This is a genomic window from Pseudomonas sp. B21-053, from assembly GCF_026016365.1.
Classification (GTDB): Bacteria; Pseudomonadota; Gammaproteobacteria; order Pseudomonadales; family Pseudomonadaceae; genus Aquipseudomonas; species Aquipseudomonas nunensis.
In genome coordinates this window covers 782,613-796,545 of the sequence record NZ_CP087205.1, presented here as the reverse complement: position 1 = coordinate 796,545, position 13,933 = coordinate 782,613, and the positions used below count along the sequence as shown (strand labels likewise).

Below are 13,933 nucleotides of genomic sequence, written 5' to 3'. Positions count from 1 at the left end.
CCCACAGGGAATCATTCCAGACAGAGGTTTGCGTCGTCTGGTCGGACCGGGCTTGCCCACAACGCCGTTTTGTTTGAAACTTCGCACCTCGTCCCCCGCGACGACCCTGGATCAGCAGACAGGGTAATCACTGAGCTGGCTAACCTGAACCCACTTTCAGAGGAGCCGGCCAACATGCCTGCGACCCGTACCTGGTTAAAAAATCCCCTCGCGATCTTCACTGCCAATGGCCTCGATGCCCGTGGCGGCCTGGTGCTGCAAGACGGTTTGATCGTCGAAGTGCTCGCCGCTGGCCAGCAACCTTCCACGCCCTGTGGACAAGTCTTCGATGCCCGCGAGCATGTGATCCTGCCCGGCTTGATCAATACGCATCACCACTTCTATCAAACCCTGACCCGCGCCTGGGCGCCGGTGGTCAATCAGCCGTTGTTCCCGTGGCTGAAAACCCTGTACCCGGTCTGGGCGCGCCTTACTCCGGAAAAACTCGCCCTCGCCACTAAAGTCGCGTTGGCCGAGTTGCTGCTGTCCGGTTGCACCACCGCCGCCGATCACCATTACCTGTTTCCCGAAGGCCTCGAGAATGCGATCGACGTACAAGTCGAAAGCGTTCGCGAACTGGGCATGCGCGCCATGCTGACCCGTGGCTCCATGAGCCTCGGCGAAAAGGACGGTGGCCTGCCACCGCAGCAAACCGTGCAGGAAGGTGAAGTAATTCTCGCCGACAGCCAGCGCTTGATCGCCGAGTACCACGAGCGTGGCGATGGCGCGCAAATCCAGATCGCCCTGGCGCCATGCTCGCCGTTTTCGGTGACCCCTGAAATCATGTCCGCCAGCGCCGAACTGGCGAACAAACTCGACGTGCGTCTGCACACGCACCTGGCCGAAACCCTCGACGAAGAAGACTTCTGCCTGCAACGCTTCGGCCTGCGCACCGTGGATTATCTGGACAGCGTCGGCTGGCTCGGCCCGCGCACCTGGCTGGCCCACGGCATTCATTTCAACCCGGACGAAATCGCCCGTCTCGGCGCGGCCGGCACCGGTATTTGCCACTGCCCGAGCTCGAACATGCGCCTGGCGTCCGGCATCTGCCCGACACTGGATTTGACTGCAGCGGGCGCGTTGCTGGGTCTGGGCGTGGACGGTTCGGCGTCCAACGATGCGTCGAACATGATGCTGGAAACCCGCCAGGCGCTGTACATCCAGCGCCTGCGTTACGGCGCAGAGAAGATCACGCCGGAATTGGTTCTGGGTTGGGCGACCAAAGGTTCGGCGAGTCTGCTGGGGCGTACTGATATTGGTGAGCTGGCGGTGGGCAAGCAGGCGGATCTGGCGTTGTTCAAGCTGGATGAACTGCGATTCTCCGGCAGCCATGATCCGGTGTCGGCGTTGCTGCTGTGCGGCGCTGATCGCGCGGATCGGGTGATGGTCGGCGGCAAGTGGCGAGTGATTGATGGGCAGGTTGAAGGGTTGGATCTGAAGGGGTTGATTGCGGATCACAGCCAGGCGGCCCGGCAGTTGATTGCTGGCGTCTGATCGGACGCCTTCGCGGGCAAGCCTCGCTCCTACAGGGTTTTCGCCAGCCAAGGGAATGGCGCAAAACCTGTAGGAGCGAGGCTTGCCCGCGAAGCTCTTAAAGCCCCAACAGCGACAACATGATAAACGTCGCAAACAACACAAAATGCGTCATGCCCTCGATGGCATTGGTTTCCCCGTCATTCAGGTTGATCGCGCTGACAATCAACGTCAGAAAAATCATCACCGTCTGCACCGGCGTCATCGCCATCTGAAATGGCTGCCCCGTATAGAGCGCCATCGCCTCCATCACCGGCACCGTCAGGATCACCGTCGACAACGACGCGCCCATGGCGATGTTCACCACCGACTGCATGCGATTGGCCAGTGCCGCACGCAACGCGGTCAAAATCTCCGGCGCCGCCGAAATCGCCGCCACCAAAATCGCCGTGATCACCGGTGGTGCGCCCGTGCCTTCCAACCCCAGATCGAGGGTCTTGGACATCACTTCGGCCAAGGCGCCAATCACCACCACGCCAAACACCAGCGTCGCGACACTGCGCGTCACGTTGACCGGCTCCGGTGCTTCTTCCGGGACTTTCTTGCGACGTTTTTCCGGGTAGCTGTAGCTGAAGAAATAACTGTGCGGCCCGACCTGCATGCGCAGGAACAAGGCGTAGAGCACGACCATCGCGCCGATGGTGAACCCCGAATAGATCTTCCAGTTGGCCTCGGGAATAAACTCCGGCACCACCATCGAAACGCCCATGGCGGTGAGGATCATCACGCTGTAGCTGCGCGCGGAGTCATCGTTGTAGGACTGTTCGCCATGCTTGATCCCGCCCATCAACGCGGCGAGGCCGAGGATGCCGTTGATGTCGAGCATCACCGCCGAGTAAATCGTGTCGCGCACCAGAGTTGGCGAGGCTTCGTTGCTCATCATGATCGCCAGGATCACCACTTCCACCAGCACGGCGGCGAGGGTCAGGATCATCGTGCCGTAGGGATCGCCGACTTTTTCAGCGAGTAATTCGGCGTGATGGGCCACACGCATCGAGGCGGCGACGATGAAGGCGATCAGCACCAGGCCGGCGACCAGGGCGATGGGCTGGCCGTTGTGCAGCATCCACGGTTCCAGCGGATACGCGACAACGGCGGCGACCAGGGCCAGCAACAGAAATTTTTCTTGCTTGAGGAGTGTGAGCATTGCAGGCCTTTTGCACAGTGGAGCGAAATCAGAGTGATGAGCTACTGACTGCGGAGCGGCGCTAACGTTTCGTTACACCTTAGCGCACCAGTGGATGGCAGCAGTGCCAGGGCATGCACTTTTATCGGACTTGCGGGCCTCTTCGCGGGCAAGCCTCGCTCCTACAGGCATGCAGCGTTCTTGTAGGAGCAAGGCTTGCCCGCGAAGGCCGTTACGCGGTTTTGGATTTATTGTTGTCCTGTTGGTCAGCAATTTGCATTGACCTCGCCATCCTCAAAACAATATGGAGTTCGAGTTCATGCATAAACGTCCGTTGAAGAAGCTGCTGTGCGCCGTTGCTGCGGCCATCGGTCTGAGCGCCAGCCTGACCGCGAGTGCCGCCGACCCGCTGAAAGTCGGCTTCGTCTATATCGGCCCGATCGGTGACCACGGCTGGACGTATCAGCATGAACAGGGACGCAAGGCGCTCGCAGAAAAATTCGGTTCGCAGATCACCACCAATTACGTGGAGAACGTCGCTGAAGGCGCCGATGCCGAGCGGGTGATCCGCAACATGGCCAAGGACAACTACGACCTGATCTTCACCACGTCTTTCGGCTACATGAACCCGACGCTGAAAGTCGCCAAGCAATTTCCCAAGGTGACCTTCGAACACGCCACCGGCTACAAGCAGGACAAGAACCTCGGCACCTACCTGGCGCGCACCTATGAAGGTCGCTACGTCGGCGGTTTCCTCGCGGCGAAGATGACCAAGACCAAGAAAATCGGCTACGTCGCCTCGTTCCCGATCCCTGAAGTAATCCGCGACATCAACGCTATCCAGTTGGCCCTGAACAAGTACAACCCGGGCACCGAAATCAAGGTGGTGTGGGTCAACTCGTGGTTCGATCCGGGCAAAGAGGCGGATGCCGCCAACGCGCTGATCGACCAGGGCGTGGACGTGGTGTTCCAGCACACCGACAGCCCGGCGCCGATCCAGGCCGCCGAACGTCGCGGCGTCTATGCCGTGGGCTACGCTTCGGACATGGCGCACTTCGGGCCGAAAGCGGTGCTGACCTCCATCGTCAACGACTGGGGCCCGCATTACATTCAGGCGACCCAGGCCGTGCTCGACCACACCTGGAAATCCCAGGATTACTGGGGCGGATTGAAGGAAGGCACGGTTGAATTGCCGATCAGCGATTTGGTGCCGGCACCGGTGAAAGCCGAAGCGGAGCAGATCATTGCCGACATCAAGAGCGGCGCGCTGCATCCGTTTACCGGGCCGATCAAGGATCAGGCCGGTGCAGTGAAAATTCCGGCGGGAGCAACGGCGAGCAATGCGGAACTGGCGTCGATGAACTACTACGTTGAAGGCATGAAGGCCGATATTCCGAAGTAATTCCCCAACCCAACACAAATCCAGTGTGGGAGCGGGCTTGCTCGCGAAAGCGGTGTGTCAGCCACATAAAGTTTGACTGACACTCCCTCTTCGCGAGCAAGCCCGCTCCCACATTAGACTTTCAGCGTTCTTGAGGACTGCGCATGAACCAACTCCCCATCATCGACATCGCCCCGCTCTACAGCACCGACGAAAACGCCTGGCAATCCATCGCCACGCAAATCGACCACGCCTGCCGCAACTGGGGCTTTTTCTATATCAAGGGGCACCCGATCAGCGCTGCCCGCATCGACGCGGTGCTCGACCACGCCCAACGCTTCTTCGCTTTACCCGCCGCCGAAAAGCTCAAGATCGACATCACCCAGACGCAGCATCACCGCGGCTACGGCGCCATCGCCACCGAGCAACTGGACCCGAGCAAACCCAGCGACCTGAAAGAAACCTTCGACATGGGCCTGCACCTGTCGGCGGATCACCCGGACGTACTGGCAGAAAAACCCCTGCGCGGTCCCAATCGCCATCCTTCGTTACCCGGTTGGGAAGCGCTGATGGAACAGCATTACGTCGACATGCAGGCCCTCGCCCAAACCCTGCTGCGAGCGATGACGATGGCGCTCGGCATCGAGCGCGACTTCTTCGACACGCGCTTCAATCAACCCGTCAGCGTGCTGCGGATGATCCATTACCCACCGCGCCACACCGCCAGTTCCGCAGAACAACAAGGCGCCGGCGCCCACACCGATTACGGCTGCATCACCCTGCTCTACCAGGACGCGGCCGGTGGTCTGCAAGTGCGCAATGTGAACGGCGAATGGATCGACGCGCCGCCCATCGACGGCACGTTCGTGGTCAACCTCGGCGACATGATGGCGCGCTGGAGCAACGACCGTTACCTGTCGACGCCACACCGGGTGATCAGCCCGCTGGGTGTGGATCGCTACTCGATGCCATTCTTCGCCGAACCGCACCCGGATACGCCTATCGAATGCCTGCCCGGTTGCCAGGATGCCGCGCACCCGGCGAAATATCCCGCGACCACCTGCGCCGAATTCCTGCTCTCGCGCTTCGCCGATACCTACGCCTATCGACGGGAACCGGAAGCAGTTTGATCAACCGTCTGGTCAGGTTTTACCAATTGTTGCGGCGAGCATCTGTAGAATGCCGTCATTGCACCTGATGAGAATTCGAACATGTACGACTGGCTGAACGCCCTGCCCAAGGCAGAACTGCACTTGCACCTGGAAGGCTCGCTGGAGCCCGAGTTGCTGTTTGCCTTGGCCGAACGCAACAAAATCGCCCTGCCGTGGGACGACGTGGAAACTCTGCGCAAGGCGTACGCCTTCAACAACCTGCAAGAGTTTCTCGACCTGTACTACAAGGGTGCGGACGTTTTACGCACCTCGCAGGATTTCTACGACCTGACCTGGGCCTACCTGTTGCGTTGCAAGGCGCAGAACGTGATTCACACCGAACCGTTCTTCGACCCGCAGACCCACACCGACCGTGGCGTGCCTTTCGAAGTGGTGCTCAACGGCATCGCTGCCGCATTGAAAGATGGCGAACAGCAACTGGGCATCACCAGTGGTTTGATCCTGAGCTTCCTGCGCCACTTGAGCGAAGACGAAGCGCAGAAAACCCTCGACCAAGCGCTGCCGTTCCGCGATGCGTTTGTGGCTGTCGGCCTGGACAGTTCGGAGATGGGTCACCCGCCGAGCAAGTTCCAGCGCGTGTTTGATCGTGCCCGTCACGAAGGCTTCCTGACCGTCGCCCACGCGGGCGAAGAAGGCCCGCCGGAGTACATCTGGGAAGCCATCGACCTGCTGAAAATCCAGCGCATCGACCATGGCGTGCGCGCCATCGAAGACGAGCGCCTGATGCAGCGGATCATCGACGAGCAAATCCCGCTGACCGTGTGCCCGTTGTCGAACACCAAACTCTGCGTGTTCGATCACATGTCCCAGCACAACATCCTCGACATGCTGGAACGTGGCGTGAAAGTCACGGTGAACTCCGATGACCCGGCGTACTTCGGCGGCTACGTCACCGAGAACTTCCATGCGCTGTATACCGACCTGGGCATGACCCAGGATCAGGCCAAGCGCCTGGCGCAGAACAGCCTGGATGCGCGGTTGGTGAAACCGTAAGGTCACCGCATAACCATTGTGGGAGCGAGCCTGCTCGCGAATAGGGCGTGTCAGTCGACATTTGTTTAACTGACACACCGCTTTCGCGAGCAGGCTCGCTCCCACATTTTTTTTAGATCGCGGTTGCTTCTGTCAGCTCCTCCAACGACTTGCCCCGCGTCTCCATCCCGAACAACCACACCACCCCCGCCGCAATCGCAAAGCACATCGCCCCCAACGCGAACACCCCGCCCTGCCCGGTAATCGGGAACACCAGCCCGGTCACCAACGGCCCGAGCAACGAACCGACGCGCCCGATCGCCGAGGCAAATCCCGAGCCCGTTGCCCGCGCCGAAGTCGGGTACAGCTCCGGCGTGTAGGTGTAGAGCACCGCCCACATGCCGAACAGGAAGAATTGCATCAACAGACCCGAAGTGATCAACAGGCCGACGTTGCCGCCAAACACCGCACTCTGGCCATACAGAAACGCCATCACCCCACCACCCAGCAGCGTCACGATGCACACCGGTTTGCGTCCCCAGCACTCCACCAACCAGGCAGCCATGAGGAAACCGGGAATCCCGCCGAGGGAAATCAGTACCGTGTAATACACCGACTGGGTCACGGCGAAACCCGACTGCTGCAGCAAAGCGCTGAGCCACGAGGTCAAGCCATAGAAACCAAGCAAGGCGAAGAACCACACGCTCCAGATCATCATCGTGCGCTGGCGGTACAGCGGCGACCAGATCTGCTGCAATGCGGAAAAGAAGTTACCCGGCGTACTCGCCACCCGTGGCAAGCGAATCGGCGTCGGCAACTCCGCGCGCCCCAACGATGTGCGAACCCGCTGTTCAATGCCCAGCAACACCTTGTCCGCCGCGTCATGTCGCCCGGCCTGTTCGAGCCAGCGCGGTGACTCGGGAATGAAGAAGCGAATCGCCAGGACAAACACCGCCGGCACCGCCAACACCAGGAAGATGTCGCGCCAGCCGATCACCGGCAGCAAGAAGTACGAGAGCACCCCGGCAGCAACGAAGCCCAGCGGCCAGAACCCGTCCATCAACGCGATATAACGCCCGCGCTTTTTGGCCGGAATCAACTCCGAAAGCATCGACTGCGCAATGGGAAACTCCATGCCCATGCCGATTCCCAGCAGCACACGGAACAACGTCAAGGTCTCCACGTTCTGCGCCGTGGAGCACAAATAACTGGCGATGCCCCACAACACGATGCTCCACTGGAACACCGGTTTGCGCCCGAAGCGGTCCGCGAGCATGCCGGACAATGACGCTCCCAGCACCATGCCGAAGAAGCTCGAACTGGCCAGCAATCCGGCCTGTGCGCTGCTCAAGCCGAACTCGGTTTTGATCGAGCCGAGCAGGAAAGTCATCATCGCCAAGTCCATGGAGTCGAAGAAAAACGCCAGGGCAATGATGATGAAAATGATGCGGTGATAGCCGCTGATGGGCAGCCGTTCCAAGCGTTCTGCTGCGCTGAATCCTTGTATTTCCATGCCAAACACCCCCGTCCGAAAGTCCCCGGATCGAGTGTGCGCGATAGCGGCTGGGGGTTATTGCTGGATGCGACCTGCCCGCACCCCTGAACGACGCCCGAGACCTCAGACGTCGGCGCCGACGCGTCTACAACGCCATTTCCAGCTCGGCTTCCTTGGCAAAGCGATGAACTTCTCGCTGCCCGGTCGCGGTGATCTGCAAGGCGCGGGAATCGTTGGGCAGGGTCAACCAGCCGGACTGCATGAACAACTGCAACAACGCCGCGCCCACTGAACCACCCATGTGCGGACGGCGTTCACTCCAGTCCGGGCAGGCGCAGGCAATTTGCCCGCTGCGGTGGGCCAGGGCCTGGATGAACACCCCGCGGCTGGCCAGTTGCCTGGAGCCCTTTTGGGTGATGACGACCCGCTGATCGAACTGCTCGATCCAGCCGGCATCCAGCAATCGCTGGTACAGGTCGGCCGCCAGCGTGCCGCCCAAGTGGTCCTCGCAGAGCCGCGCCTGCAACAGCGACGAGGGTGCGGCCTGACGTTTGCCCAATAGGTTGCCGCGCTTGATCGTCTCCGGAATCTCCCGTGGCGTGCTGGCCAGGGTGGCACTCGCCAGCGCCTCCACTGCCGCGCCAACTTCGGGGGCTGCCAGGCGGAAGAATCTTTTGCGCCCGCGCTCTTCGACTTTCAACAGACCTCCGGCGGACAAACGCCCCAGGTGTGCACTGGCCGAAGACGGCGACAGCCCGGCCAATAAGGCCAGCTCTTCGGTATGCCGCGCGGAGCCATCCATCAAGGCCCACATCATTGCGCTGCGCTTGGGGTCAGCCAGCAGCGTGGCGATCTGGCTGATGCAAGGTGCATGTTCCATGTATTCACTCCCTGTTGAATCGTTTCGTCTGCTGCTCACAGACATCTTGACCAGTAATGTGTCGTCGGCCAAGGCGTGAAAACCGCCATGAACTCGCTCAGGCAAGTCACCCACACCCAGTGTTCCATCGAGCAACCCGCATGGGCTCCCGGGCAAGGACGACTGGAGGCTGGATGCGTCCGGGCCGGCTCGACGGTGCAGGCATAAGGCGGGCGCTAGTATAAGCGGGTTGACCGCCGGTTCCTGCCCTTGGGAGGCCGCGGTTGGTGATAGTTCCTGACAGAAATTTCGCTATTTGCCTGCGACTATTGATCAGTGCCCGATAACGACGGAAATTGACTACTCAACTTCGCGCATCGGCTGGCAAGCATTTCCCGCAAAAGGTTCACCGGCTTACTCAATTGTGCGCGATGGGCGCACAGCAAATTCAGCGGTGCGCGCTCACAGAGCAACTCCGGCAACAACACTTTCAAGCGACCTGCCAGCACATCGGCGCCCACATCAAGCCAGGACTTGTAAGCGATCCCGGCCCCTGCCACCGCCCAAAGCCGGACTACATCGGCGTCATCGCTGAAACGGTCACCGCTGACCGTCAAACCGACTTCACGCTTGCCATCGTGGAAACTCCAACGATCGTGAACCCGGCTGCCCAGCATGAATAACAGGCAATTGTGCTGCGCCAGTTGTTCCAGTTGCCGGGGCTCGCCGTGTCGGGCCAGGTATTCGGGCGATGCGCAGAGCACGCGACGGTTCTGTGGGGCGATGGGCAACGCCACCAGGCTCGAATCCTCCGGCTCGCCGTAACGCAGCGCAATGTCCACCGGTTGACGAAACAGGTCGGCGATGCGATCTCCCAGCAACAAACGCACGGTCAGTTTCGGATGTTCACGCTGAAACTCGTCCAGCCACGGCAGCAACAGGTTGCGACCAAAATCCGAAGGCGCCGACAGTTGCAAGATCCCGCTGACCTGATCCTGACCACTGGCCAGTAAACGCCGCCCTTCATCCAGATTGCTCAGGGCCGCCCGCGCATATTCCAGGAAGCCCTCGCCTTCGGCGGTCAGGCGCAGGCTGCGGGTGGAGCGTGCCAACAGCCGCGCGCCGAGTTGCTGCTCGATGCGCTTGAGTGCCGCACTGGCCACCGCCGCCGACATGTCCATCACCCGTGCCGCCGCCGACAGGCTGCCCAGGTCCGCGGCCCGGACAAACAACTGCAAGTCATCGAAACGCAGCATCTTCAGCCCCGATTATCAAAAAAATATTGAAAGAGACTGCTCTTTTAGCGGGTTTTATCTTGCCGGGAAATAGCCAATCATCTGTCCCATCGAAAATCACTCAGCGTCAGGAGTCGAACATGTCCCAGCCGTTTACCGCCATTGCCACCCTCATCGCCAAACCCGGTCAGCAGGACGCCCTCGAACAGCACCTGCGGGCGCTGCTGGAACCAACCCGCGTCGAGGCCGGTTGCGGTCAATACGATTTGCACCAGGACCTCGCCAACCCGTTGGCCTTCTACATGATCGAACAATGGAGCAGCGACGAAGCCCTGCAAGCCCACGACGACAGCGCCCACATCCAGAATTTCCGCGCCAGGGCCGGTGACTTTCTCGAACACTTCGAGCTCAAGCGCCTGCGCACCCTGGCCTGATTTCTTCCTTTATTACGACGGAGCCCCTTTATGAAAGCGATTGCCTACTACGCCTCCCTGCCGATCAGCGACGCCAAATCCCTGCAAGACATCGAACTGCCAGAACCGGTCGCCGGCCCTCACGACTTGCTGGTGGAAGTCAAAGCAATTTCGGTCAACCCGGTGGACACCAAGGTCCGGCAGAACGTCCAGCCTGAAGGTGGCGCGGCGAAAGTGCTGGGCTGGGACGTGGCCGGTGTGGTCAAAGCCGTTGGCAGTGAAGTCACGCTGTTCAAGGCTGGCGACAAAGTGTTCTACGCCGGCTCCATCGCCCGTGCCGGCGGCAACAGTGAACTGCATGTGGTGGATGAGCGAATTGTCGGGCACATGCCAAAATCCCTCGGTTTTGCTGAAGCCGCCGCGCTGCCACTGACCGCGATCACTGCGTGGGAATTGTTGTTCGAGCGCCTGCAAGTGCGTGAAGGCAACATGGATGAAGGCCAGAGTTTGCTGATCGTCGGCGCGGCCGGTGGCGTGGGTTCGATCCTGACTCAGTTGGCTCATCAACTGACCGGGCTGAAGGTGATCGGCACCGCATCCCGCCCGCAGACCCAGAGTTGGGTGCGTGAGTTGGGCGCCGACCTGGTGATCGATCACAGCCAACCGCTGAGCGAAGAACTCAAGCGTGCGGACGTCCAGCACGTAACCCACGTCGCCAGCCTGACCCAGACCGATGAACATCTGGATCAATTGGTCGAAGCGCTGGCGCCTCAGGGCAAACTGGCGTTGATCGATGATCCGAAGGCGCTGGACGTGACCAAGCTCAAGCGCAAGAGCATCTCGCTGCACTGGGAATTCATGTACACCCGCTCGCTGTTCGAGACAGCCGACATGATCGAGCAGCACAAACTGCTCAACCGTATCGCCGAGCTGATCGATGCCGGGACCTTGAAAACCACAGTGGGTGAGCACTTCGGCACGATCAACGCGAGCAACCTGCGCCGCGCCCATGAACTGCTGGAGAGCGGCAAGGCCAAGGGCAAGATTGTGCTGGAAGGGTTCTGACCCACCCTTGTGTAGGAGCGAGGCTTGCCCGCGAAAGCGTCCTCAAGATCGCCTTCGCGGGCAAGCCTCGCTCCTACAAAAAGCCGTATGGCGAACCGTCAGTCTGAGAGTTGACCGTTGTCACAATTGCGATCGTATTCGGGTCTACAATCGAGACCTCTGCGACACAGTCTTTTACTTAAGGAGGTCAGCAATGAAGATCCTGATAAAAGAAGTGGCAACATCCCAGTGGCAAGTTCGTCTCGATCAACACGCCGTCACGTTCCGCAGCGAAGCTGAAGCGCGCGCCTTCACCCGCACCCTTGAAGCGCGGCTCCACGCCCCTCACCAAATCCCCGACCGCCAGCAGCGTGCCGCTGGCTAACTCCGGTATCAGACCGCGGCTTGGGCCAGCGCCCGGGCATTTTGTAAACGTCGGGTGAGCATCGCGGCGCTCACCACCAGAATTCCGCACAGGCTGATGACCATGGCCATCGGCATGGCGCTGCCGTCGTGCAAAACTCCCACCAGCGCCGATGCCCCGGCGGCGATGCTGAATTGCAGGCACCCGAGCAACGCCGACGCACTGCCGGCGCGGGCGCCCTGCCCGTTCATGGCGCAAGCCGAGGCGTTAGGCAGGATGCAACCGAGGCTGGCGATACACACAAACAATGGAATCAGCAGCGGCCATAGTTGTTCGGTGTGCAACGCGCTGACGGCAAGCAATGTCAGGCCCGCGCCCAGATAAATCCAGACCGTGCGCACCAGCAGGAACGCCGGGCCGCGCTTGGCCAGCAATCGCGCGTTGACCTGCGCCACCAGAATGAATCCCGCCGCGTTGGTACCGAACAGCCAGCCGAAATGCTCGGCCGGCACGCCGTAAAGCTTGATGAAGACAAACGGCGAACCGGAGATGTAGGCAAACATGCCGGCGACAGCCAGACCGCCGGTCAAGGCGTGGCCGAGGTAGACCGGATCAGCCAGCAACCGACCGTACTGACGCAACGCGCCTTTCAACGGTTGGCGCGGCACGTAGTCTGGCAGGCTTTCCGGCAACCCAAGGGCCACGGCCAATGCAGCCAGGGCGCTGAACCCGGTCAGCACCAGGAAGATCGACTGCCAGCCGGTGGTGTTGACCAACAACCCGCCGAGCATCGGTGCCAGGATCGGCGCCAGCCCCATCACCAGCATCAACTGCGAAAAGACTTTTGCCGAGCCCACCGCATCGCATTTATCGCTGACCACCGCCCGTGAAATCACCATCCCCGCGCAACCGCCCAGCGCCTGGATGAATCGCGCGCCCATCAGCCATTCCAGGTTCGGTGCAAACGCGCAGGCCAGGGACGCCACCGTGAACAAGCCGACGCCGGTAAGCAGCGGAATGCGCCGCCCGAACCGATCCGCCACCGGGCCGTAGAGCAACTGACCAATGGATAAGCCGAGGAAATACGCGGCCAGCGTCATCTGCACATGTTTTTCGTCGGTGCCAAATGACTGCGCGATCGCCGGGAACGCCGGCAAGTAGAAATCGATCGCCAGCGGACCGAAAGCGGTCAAGGCGCCAAGAATCAGAATGGTACGGAAGTTCATCGGGCATCCAGTTGGGCGTGAGTCGGCAGCTCGACAGTCTAGCCGGGCGGGGACGCCTTGAACATTCCGATAGGTCGCTAACTATTAAAAACCCCTGGGATGAATGCAAAACTTTTGTGGGAGCGAGCCTGCTCGCGAAGACTGAGCTTCAGTCGACATTAATGTTAATGACACACCGCTTTCGCGAGCAGGCTCGCTCCCACATGGATTTGTGGTTAGCTTCAGGCAACCTTGGCGTCATAGCCTTCTTCAGTGATCGCGGCGATCACCTGCTCGGGGGTCAACGCGCTTTCAACCCCGACCTCCTTTGCCGCCAGATCAACCCGCACACTGGCCGCCGGATCCTTCGCTTGCAGGGCTTGGGTGATGGCTTTGACGCAGTGACCGCAGGACATGCCTTGAACGTTGAACACTTGCATGGAATAACTCCTTGAGTGAGGCTTTTTAGTAACACTGCAGGCAGTCTCGAGCTTGCCACCATGGCAAGGTCAAGTTCTGGAATAAACTGCCGGGCTGGCAATCGCCGTCGCGCTCGGCCAAGCTGCATCATCAATGACTCGACCTCAGGAGATTCAGCCATGCGCTGGTCAGCTCTCAGCCTGTTTGGCTTCCTCAGCCTTTTCGCCGCCCTGCCTTCGGCCAATGCCGCCGGGGAAGATTACGGCGTCCTGATCATTTCCCGCGAGCGCCTGGAAGTCGCGACCTCCTGCGAGATCGGCGTTTATATTCAGGACCAGTTGTCGGCGCGGCTGTTCCAGGAACAGAGCACCTCGTTCAACCTGCCGCCGGGCAATGTGTCCCTACGCCTCAAACTGCTGCCGGGCCAGGCACCGGGTTGCAACGCGGGAATGCTGGCACCGGGCTCGCAGAACATCACGCTCAAGGCTGGCGATGTATTGAAGTTCCGGATTGCGATGACGCAGGAAGGGATGTACCTCAAACCCGCAGCTCTCGAATATTGAGTCGTCTGTAAAAAGATCGCAGCCTTCGGCAGCTCCTACGGGATCGGGTTAACACGCGGTCAATGTAGGAGCTGCCGAAGGCTGCGATCTTTTGATCTGCGACATGGCGCTT

At 60.5% G+C, this 13,933-nt stretch carries 14 protein-coding genes; 8 read left to right on the top strand and 6 right to left on the bottom strand.

Going from position 1 to position 13,933, the window contains the following annotated elements; translation table 11 throughout:
* Positions 1-174: 174 nt before the first annotated feature.
* On the top strand, positions 175-1,533 hold the full coding sequence (locus LOY68_RS03480) for an 8-oxoguanine deaminase (RefSeq protein WP_265042905.1): 1,359 nt from the start codon (positions 175-177) through the stop codon (positions 1,531-1,533).
* A gap of 97 nt (positions 1,534-1,630) precedes the next feature.
* Here the strand turns inward: LOY68_RS03480 and LOY68_RS03475 are convergent, their stop codons facing one another.
* Positions 1,631-2,719: a calcium:proton antiporter gene (locus LOY68_RS03475; protein WP_163908200.1), complete on the bottom strand. Its 1,089-nt coding sequence runs from the start codon at positions 2,717-2,719 to the stop codon at positions 1,631-1,633.
* Between the two features lie 298 nt (positions 2,720-3,017).
* On the opposite strand from LOY68_RS03475, the gene LOY68_RS03470 reads away from it, so the two are divergent.
* The 3 genes from LOY68_RS03470 to LOY68_RS03460 all read left to right on the top strand — a co-directional run bounded on the left by LOY68_RS03470 (position 3,018) and on the right by LOY68_RS03460 (position 6,244).
* Positions 3,018-4,100, top strand: coding sequence for a BMP family ABC transporter substrate-binding protein (locus LOY68_RS03470; RefSeq protein ID WP_265042901.1), 1,083 nt, complete (start codon positions 3,018-3,020; stop codon positions 4,098-4,100).
* 143 nt (positions 4,101-4,243) lie between these two features.
* The gene (locus LOY68_RS03465; RefSeq protein WP_265042900.1) at positions 4,244-5,209 is read left to right on the top strand and encodes an isopenicillin N synthase family dioxygenase; all 966 of its coding nucleotides are present in this window, start codon (positions 4,244-4,246) and stop codon (positions 5,207-5,209) included.
* Positions 5,210-5,290: 81 nt separating this feature from the next.
* Positions 5,291-6,244, top strand: coding sequence for an adenosine deaminase (locus tag LOY68_RS03460; protein ID WP_054043972.1), 954 nt, complete (start codon positions 5,291-5,293; stop codon positions 6,242-6,244).
* A gap of 112 nt (positions 6,245-6,356) precedes the next feature.
* Here the strand turns inward: LOY68_RS03460 and LOY68_RS03455 are convergent, their stop codons facing one another.
* The 3 genes from LOY68_RS03455 to LOY68_RS03445 all read right to left on the bottom strand — a co-directional run bounded on the left by LOY68_RS03455 (position 6,357) and on the right by LOY68_RS03445 (position 9,833).
* On the bottom strand, positions 6,357-7,736 hold the full coding sequence (locus LOY68_RS03455; protein ID WP_265042898.1) for an MFS transporter: 1,380 nt from the start codon (positions 7,734-7,736) through the stop codon (positions 6,357-6,359).
* Positions 7,737-7,863: 127 nt separating this feature from the next.
* Positions 7,864-8,598, bottom strand: a complete 735-nt coding sequence (locus tag LOY68_RS03450; RefSeq protein ID WP_163908192.1) for an ArsR/SmtB family transcription factor — start codon at positions 8,596-8,598, stop codon at positions 7,864-7,866.
* A 305-nt stretch (positions 8,599-8,903) separates the two neighbouring features.
* Positions 8,904-9,833 carry a LysR family transcriptional regulator gene (locus LOY68_RS03445; RefSeq protein WP_054043975.1) on the bottom strand — a complete coding sequence of 310 codons (930 nt, stop codon included), beginning with the start codon at positions 9,831-9,833 and terminating at the stop codon, positions 8,904-8,906.
* A gap of 119 nt (positions 9,834-9,952) precedes the next feature.
* Between LOY68_RS03445 and LOY68_RS03440 the strand changes: the two genes are divergently transcribed.
* The 3 genes from LOY68_RS03440 to LOY68_RS03430 all read left to right on the top strand — a co-directional run bounded on the left by LOY68_RS03440 (position 9,953) and on the right by LOY68_RS03430 (position 11,654).
* A complete protein-coding gene (locus LOY68_RS03440; protein WP_265042896.1) occupies positions 9,953-10,246 on the top strand; it encodes a putative quinol monooxygenase in 294 nt (97 codons plus the stop codon).
* Positions 10,247-10,276: 30 nt separating this feature from the next.
* Positions 10,277-11,290, top strand: a complete 1,014-nt coding sequence (locus LOY68_RS03435) for a zinc-binding alcohol dehydrogenase family protein (protein WP_265042894.1) — start codon at positions 10,277-10,279, stop codon at positions 11,288-11,290.
* 193 nt (positions 11,291-11,483) lie between these two features.
* Positions 11,484-11,654: a hypothetical protein gene (locus LOY68_RS03430; protein ID WP_166656054.1), complete on the top strand. Its 171-nt coding sequence runs from the start codon at positions 11,484-11,486 to the stop codon at positions 11,652-11,654.
* An 8-nt stretch (positions 11,655-11,662) separates the two neighbouring features.
* On the opposite strand, the gene LOY68_RS03425 is transcribed toward LOY68_RS03430, so the two are convergent.
* Both LOY68_RS03425 and LOY68_RS03420 read right to left on the bottom strand, forming a co-directional pair.
* Positions 11,663-12,859, bottom strand: a complete 1,197-nt coding sequence (locus LOY68_RS03425) for a multidrug effflux MFS transporter (protein WP_054043978.1) — start codon at positions 12,857-12,859, stop codon at positions 11,663-11,665.
* A 221-nt stretch (positions 12,860-13,080) separates the two neighbouring features.
* Complete coding sequence (locus LOY68_RS03420) at positions 13,081-13,278, bottom strand: heavy-metal-associated domain-containing protein (protein WP_265042890.1); 198 nt, start codon at positions 13,276-13,278, stop codon at positions 13,081-13,083.
* A gap of 159 nt (positions 13,279-13,437) precedes the next feature.
* Here LOY68_RS03420 and LOY68_RS03415 point away from each other — a divergent pair, with 159 nt between their 5' ends.
* Positions 13,438-13,821 (top strand): hypothetical protein, encoded by a 384-nt coding sequence (locus LOY68_RS03415; protein ID WP_054043980.1) that lies wholly within the window; start codon positions 13,438-13,440, stop codon positions 13,819-13,821.
* Positions 13,822-13,933: the final 112 nt, after the last annotated feature.

Excerpts from the sequence above, each read along its gene's own strand:
- LOY68_RS03480 (WP_265042905.1), top strand. The coding sequence starts at position 175 with ATGCCTGCGACCCGTACCTGGTTAAAAAATCCCCTCGCGATCTTCACT.
- LOY68_RS03475 (WP_163908200.1), bottom strand. The coding sequence starts at position 2,719 with ATGCTCACACTCCTCAAGCAAGAAAAATTTCTGTTGCTGGCCCTGGTC.
- LOY68_RS03470 (WP_265042901.1), top strand. The coding sequence starts at position 3,018 with ATGCATAAACGTCCGTTGAAGAAGCTGCTGTGCGCCGTTGCTGCGGCC.
- LOY68_RS03465 (WP_265042900.1), top strand. The coding sequence starts at position 4,244 with ATGAACCAACTCCCCATCATCGACATCGCCCCGCTCTACAGCACCGAC.
- LOY68_RS03460 (WP_054043972.1), top strand. The coding sequence starts at position 5,291 with ATGTACGACTGGCTGAACGCCCTGCCCAAGGCAGAACTGCACTTGCAC.
- LOY68_RS03455 (WP_265042898.1), bottom strand. The coding sequence starts at position 7,736 with ATGGAAATACAAGGATTCAGCGCAGCAGAACGCTTGGAACGGCTGCCC.
- LOY68_RS03450 (WP_163908192.1), bottom strand. The coding sequence starts at position 8,598 with ATGGAACATGCACCTTGCATCAGCCAGATCGCCACGCTGCTGGCTGAC.
- LOY68_RS03445 (WP_054043975.1), bottom strand. The coding sequence starts at position 9,833 with ATGCTGCGTTTCGATGACTTGCAGTTGTTTGTCCGGGCCGCGGACCTG.
- LOY68_RS03440 (WP_265042896.1), top strand. The coding sequence starts at position 9,953 with ATGTCCCAGCCGTTTACCGCCATTGCCACCCTCATCGCCAAACCCGGT.
- LOY68_RS03435 (WP_265042894.1), top strand. The coding sequence starts at position 10,277 with ATGAAAGCGATTGCCTACTACGCCTCCCTGCCGATCAGCGACGCCAAA.
- LOY68_RS03430 (WP_166656054.1), top strand. The coding sequence starts at position 11,484 with ATGAAGATCCTGATAAAAGAAGTGGCAACATCCCAGTGGCAAGTTCGT.
- LOY68_RS03425 (WP_054043978.1), bottom strand. The coding sequence starts at position 12,859 with ATGAACTTCCGTACCATTCTGATTCTTGGCGCCTTGACCGCTTTCGGT.
- LOY68_RS03420 (WP_265042890.1), bottom strand. The coding sequence starts at position 13,278 with ATGCAAGTGTTCAACGTTCAAGGCATGTCCTGCGGTCACTGCGTCAAA.
- LOY68_RS03415 (WP_054043980.1), top strand. The coding sequence starts at position 13,438 with ATGCGCTGGTCAGCTCTCAGCCTGTTTGGCTTCCTCAGCCTTTTCGCC.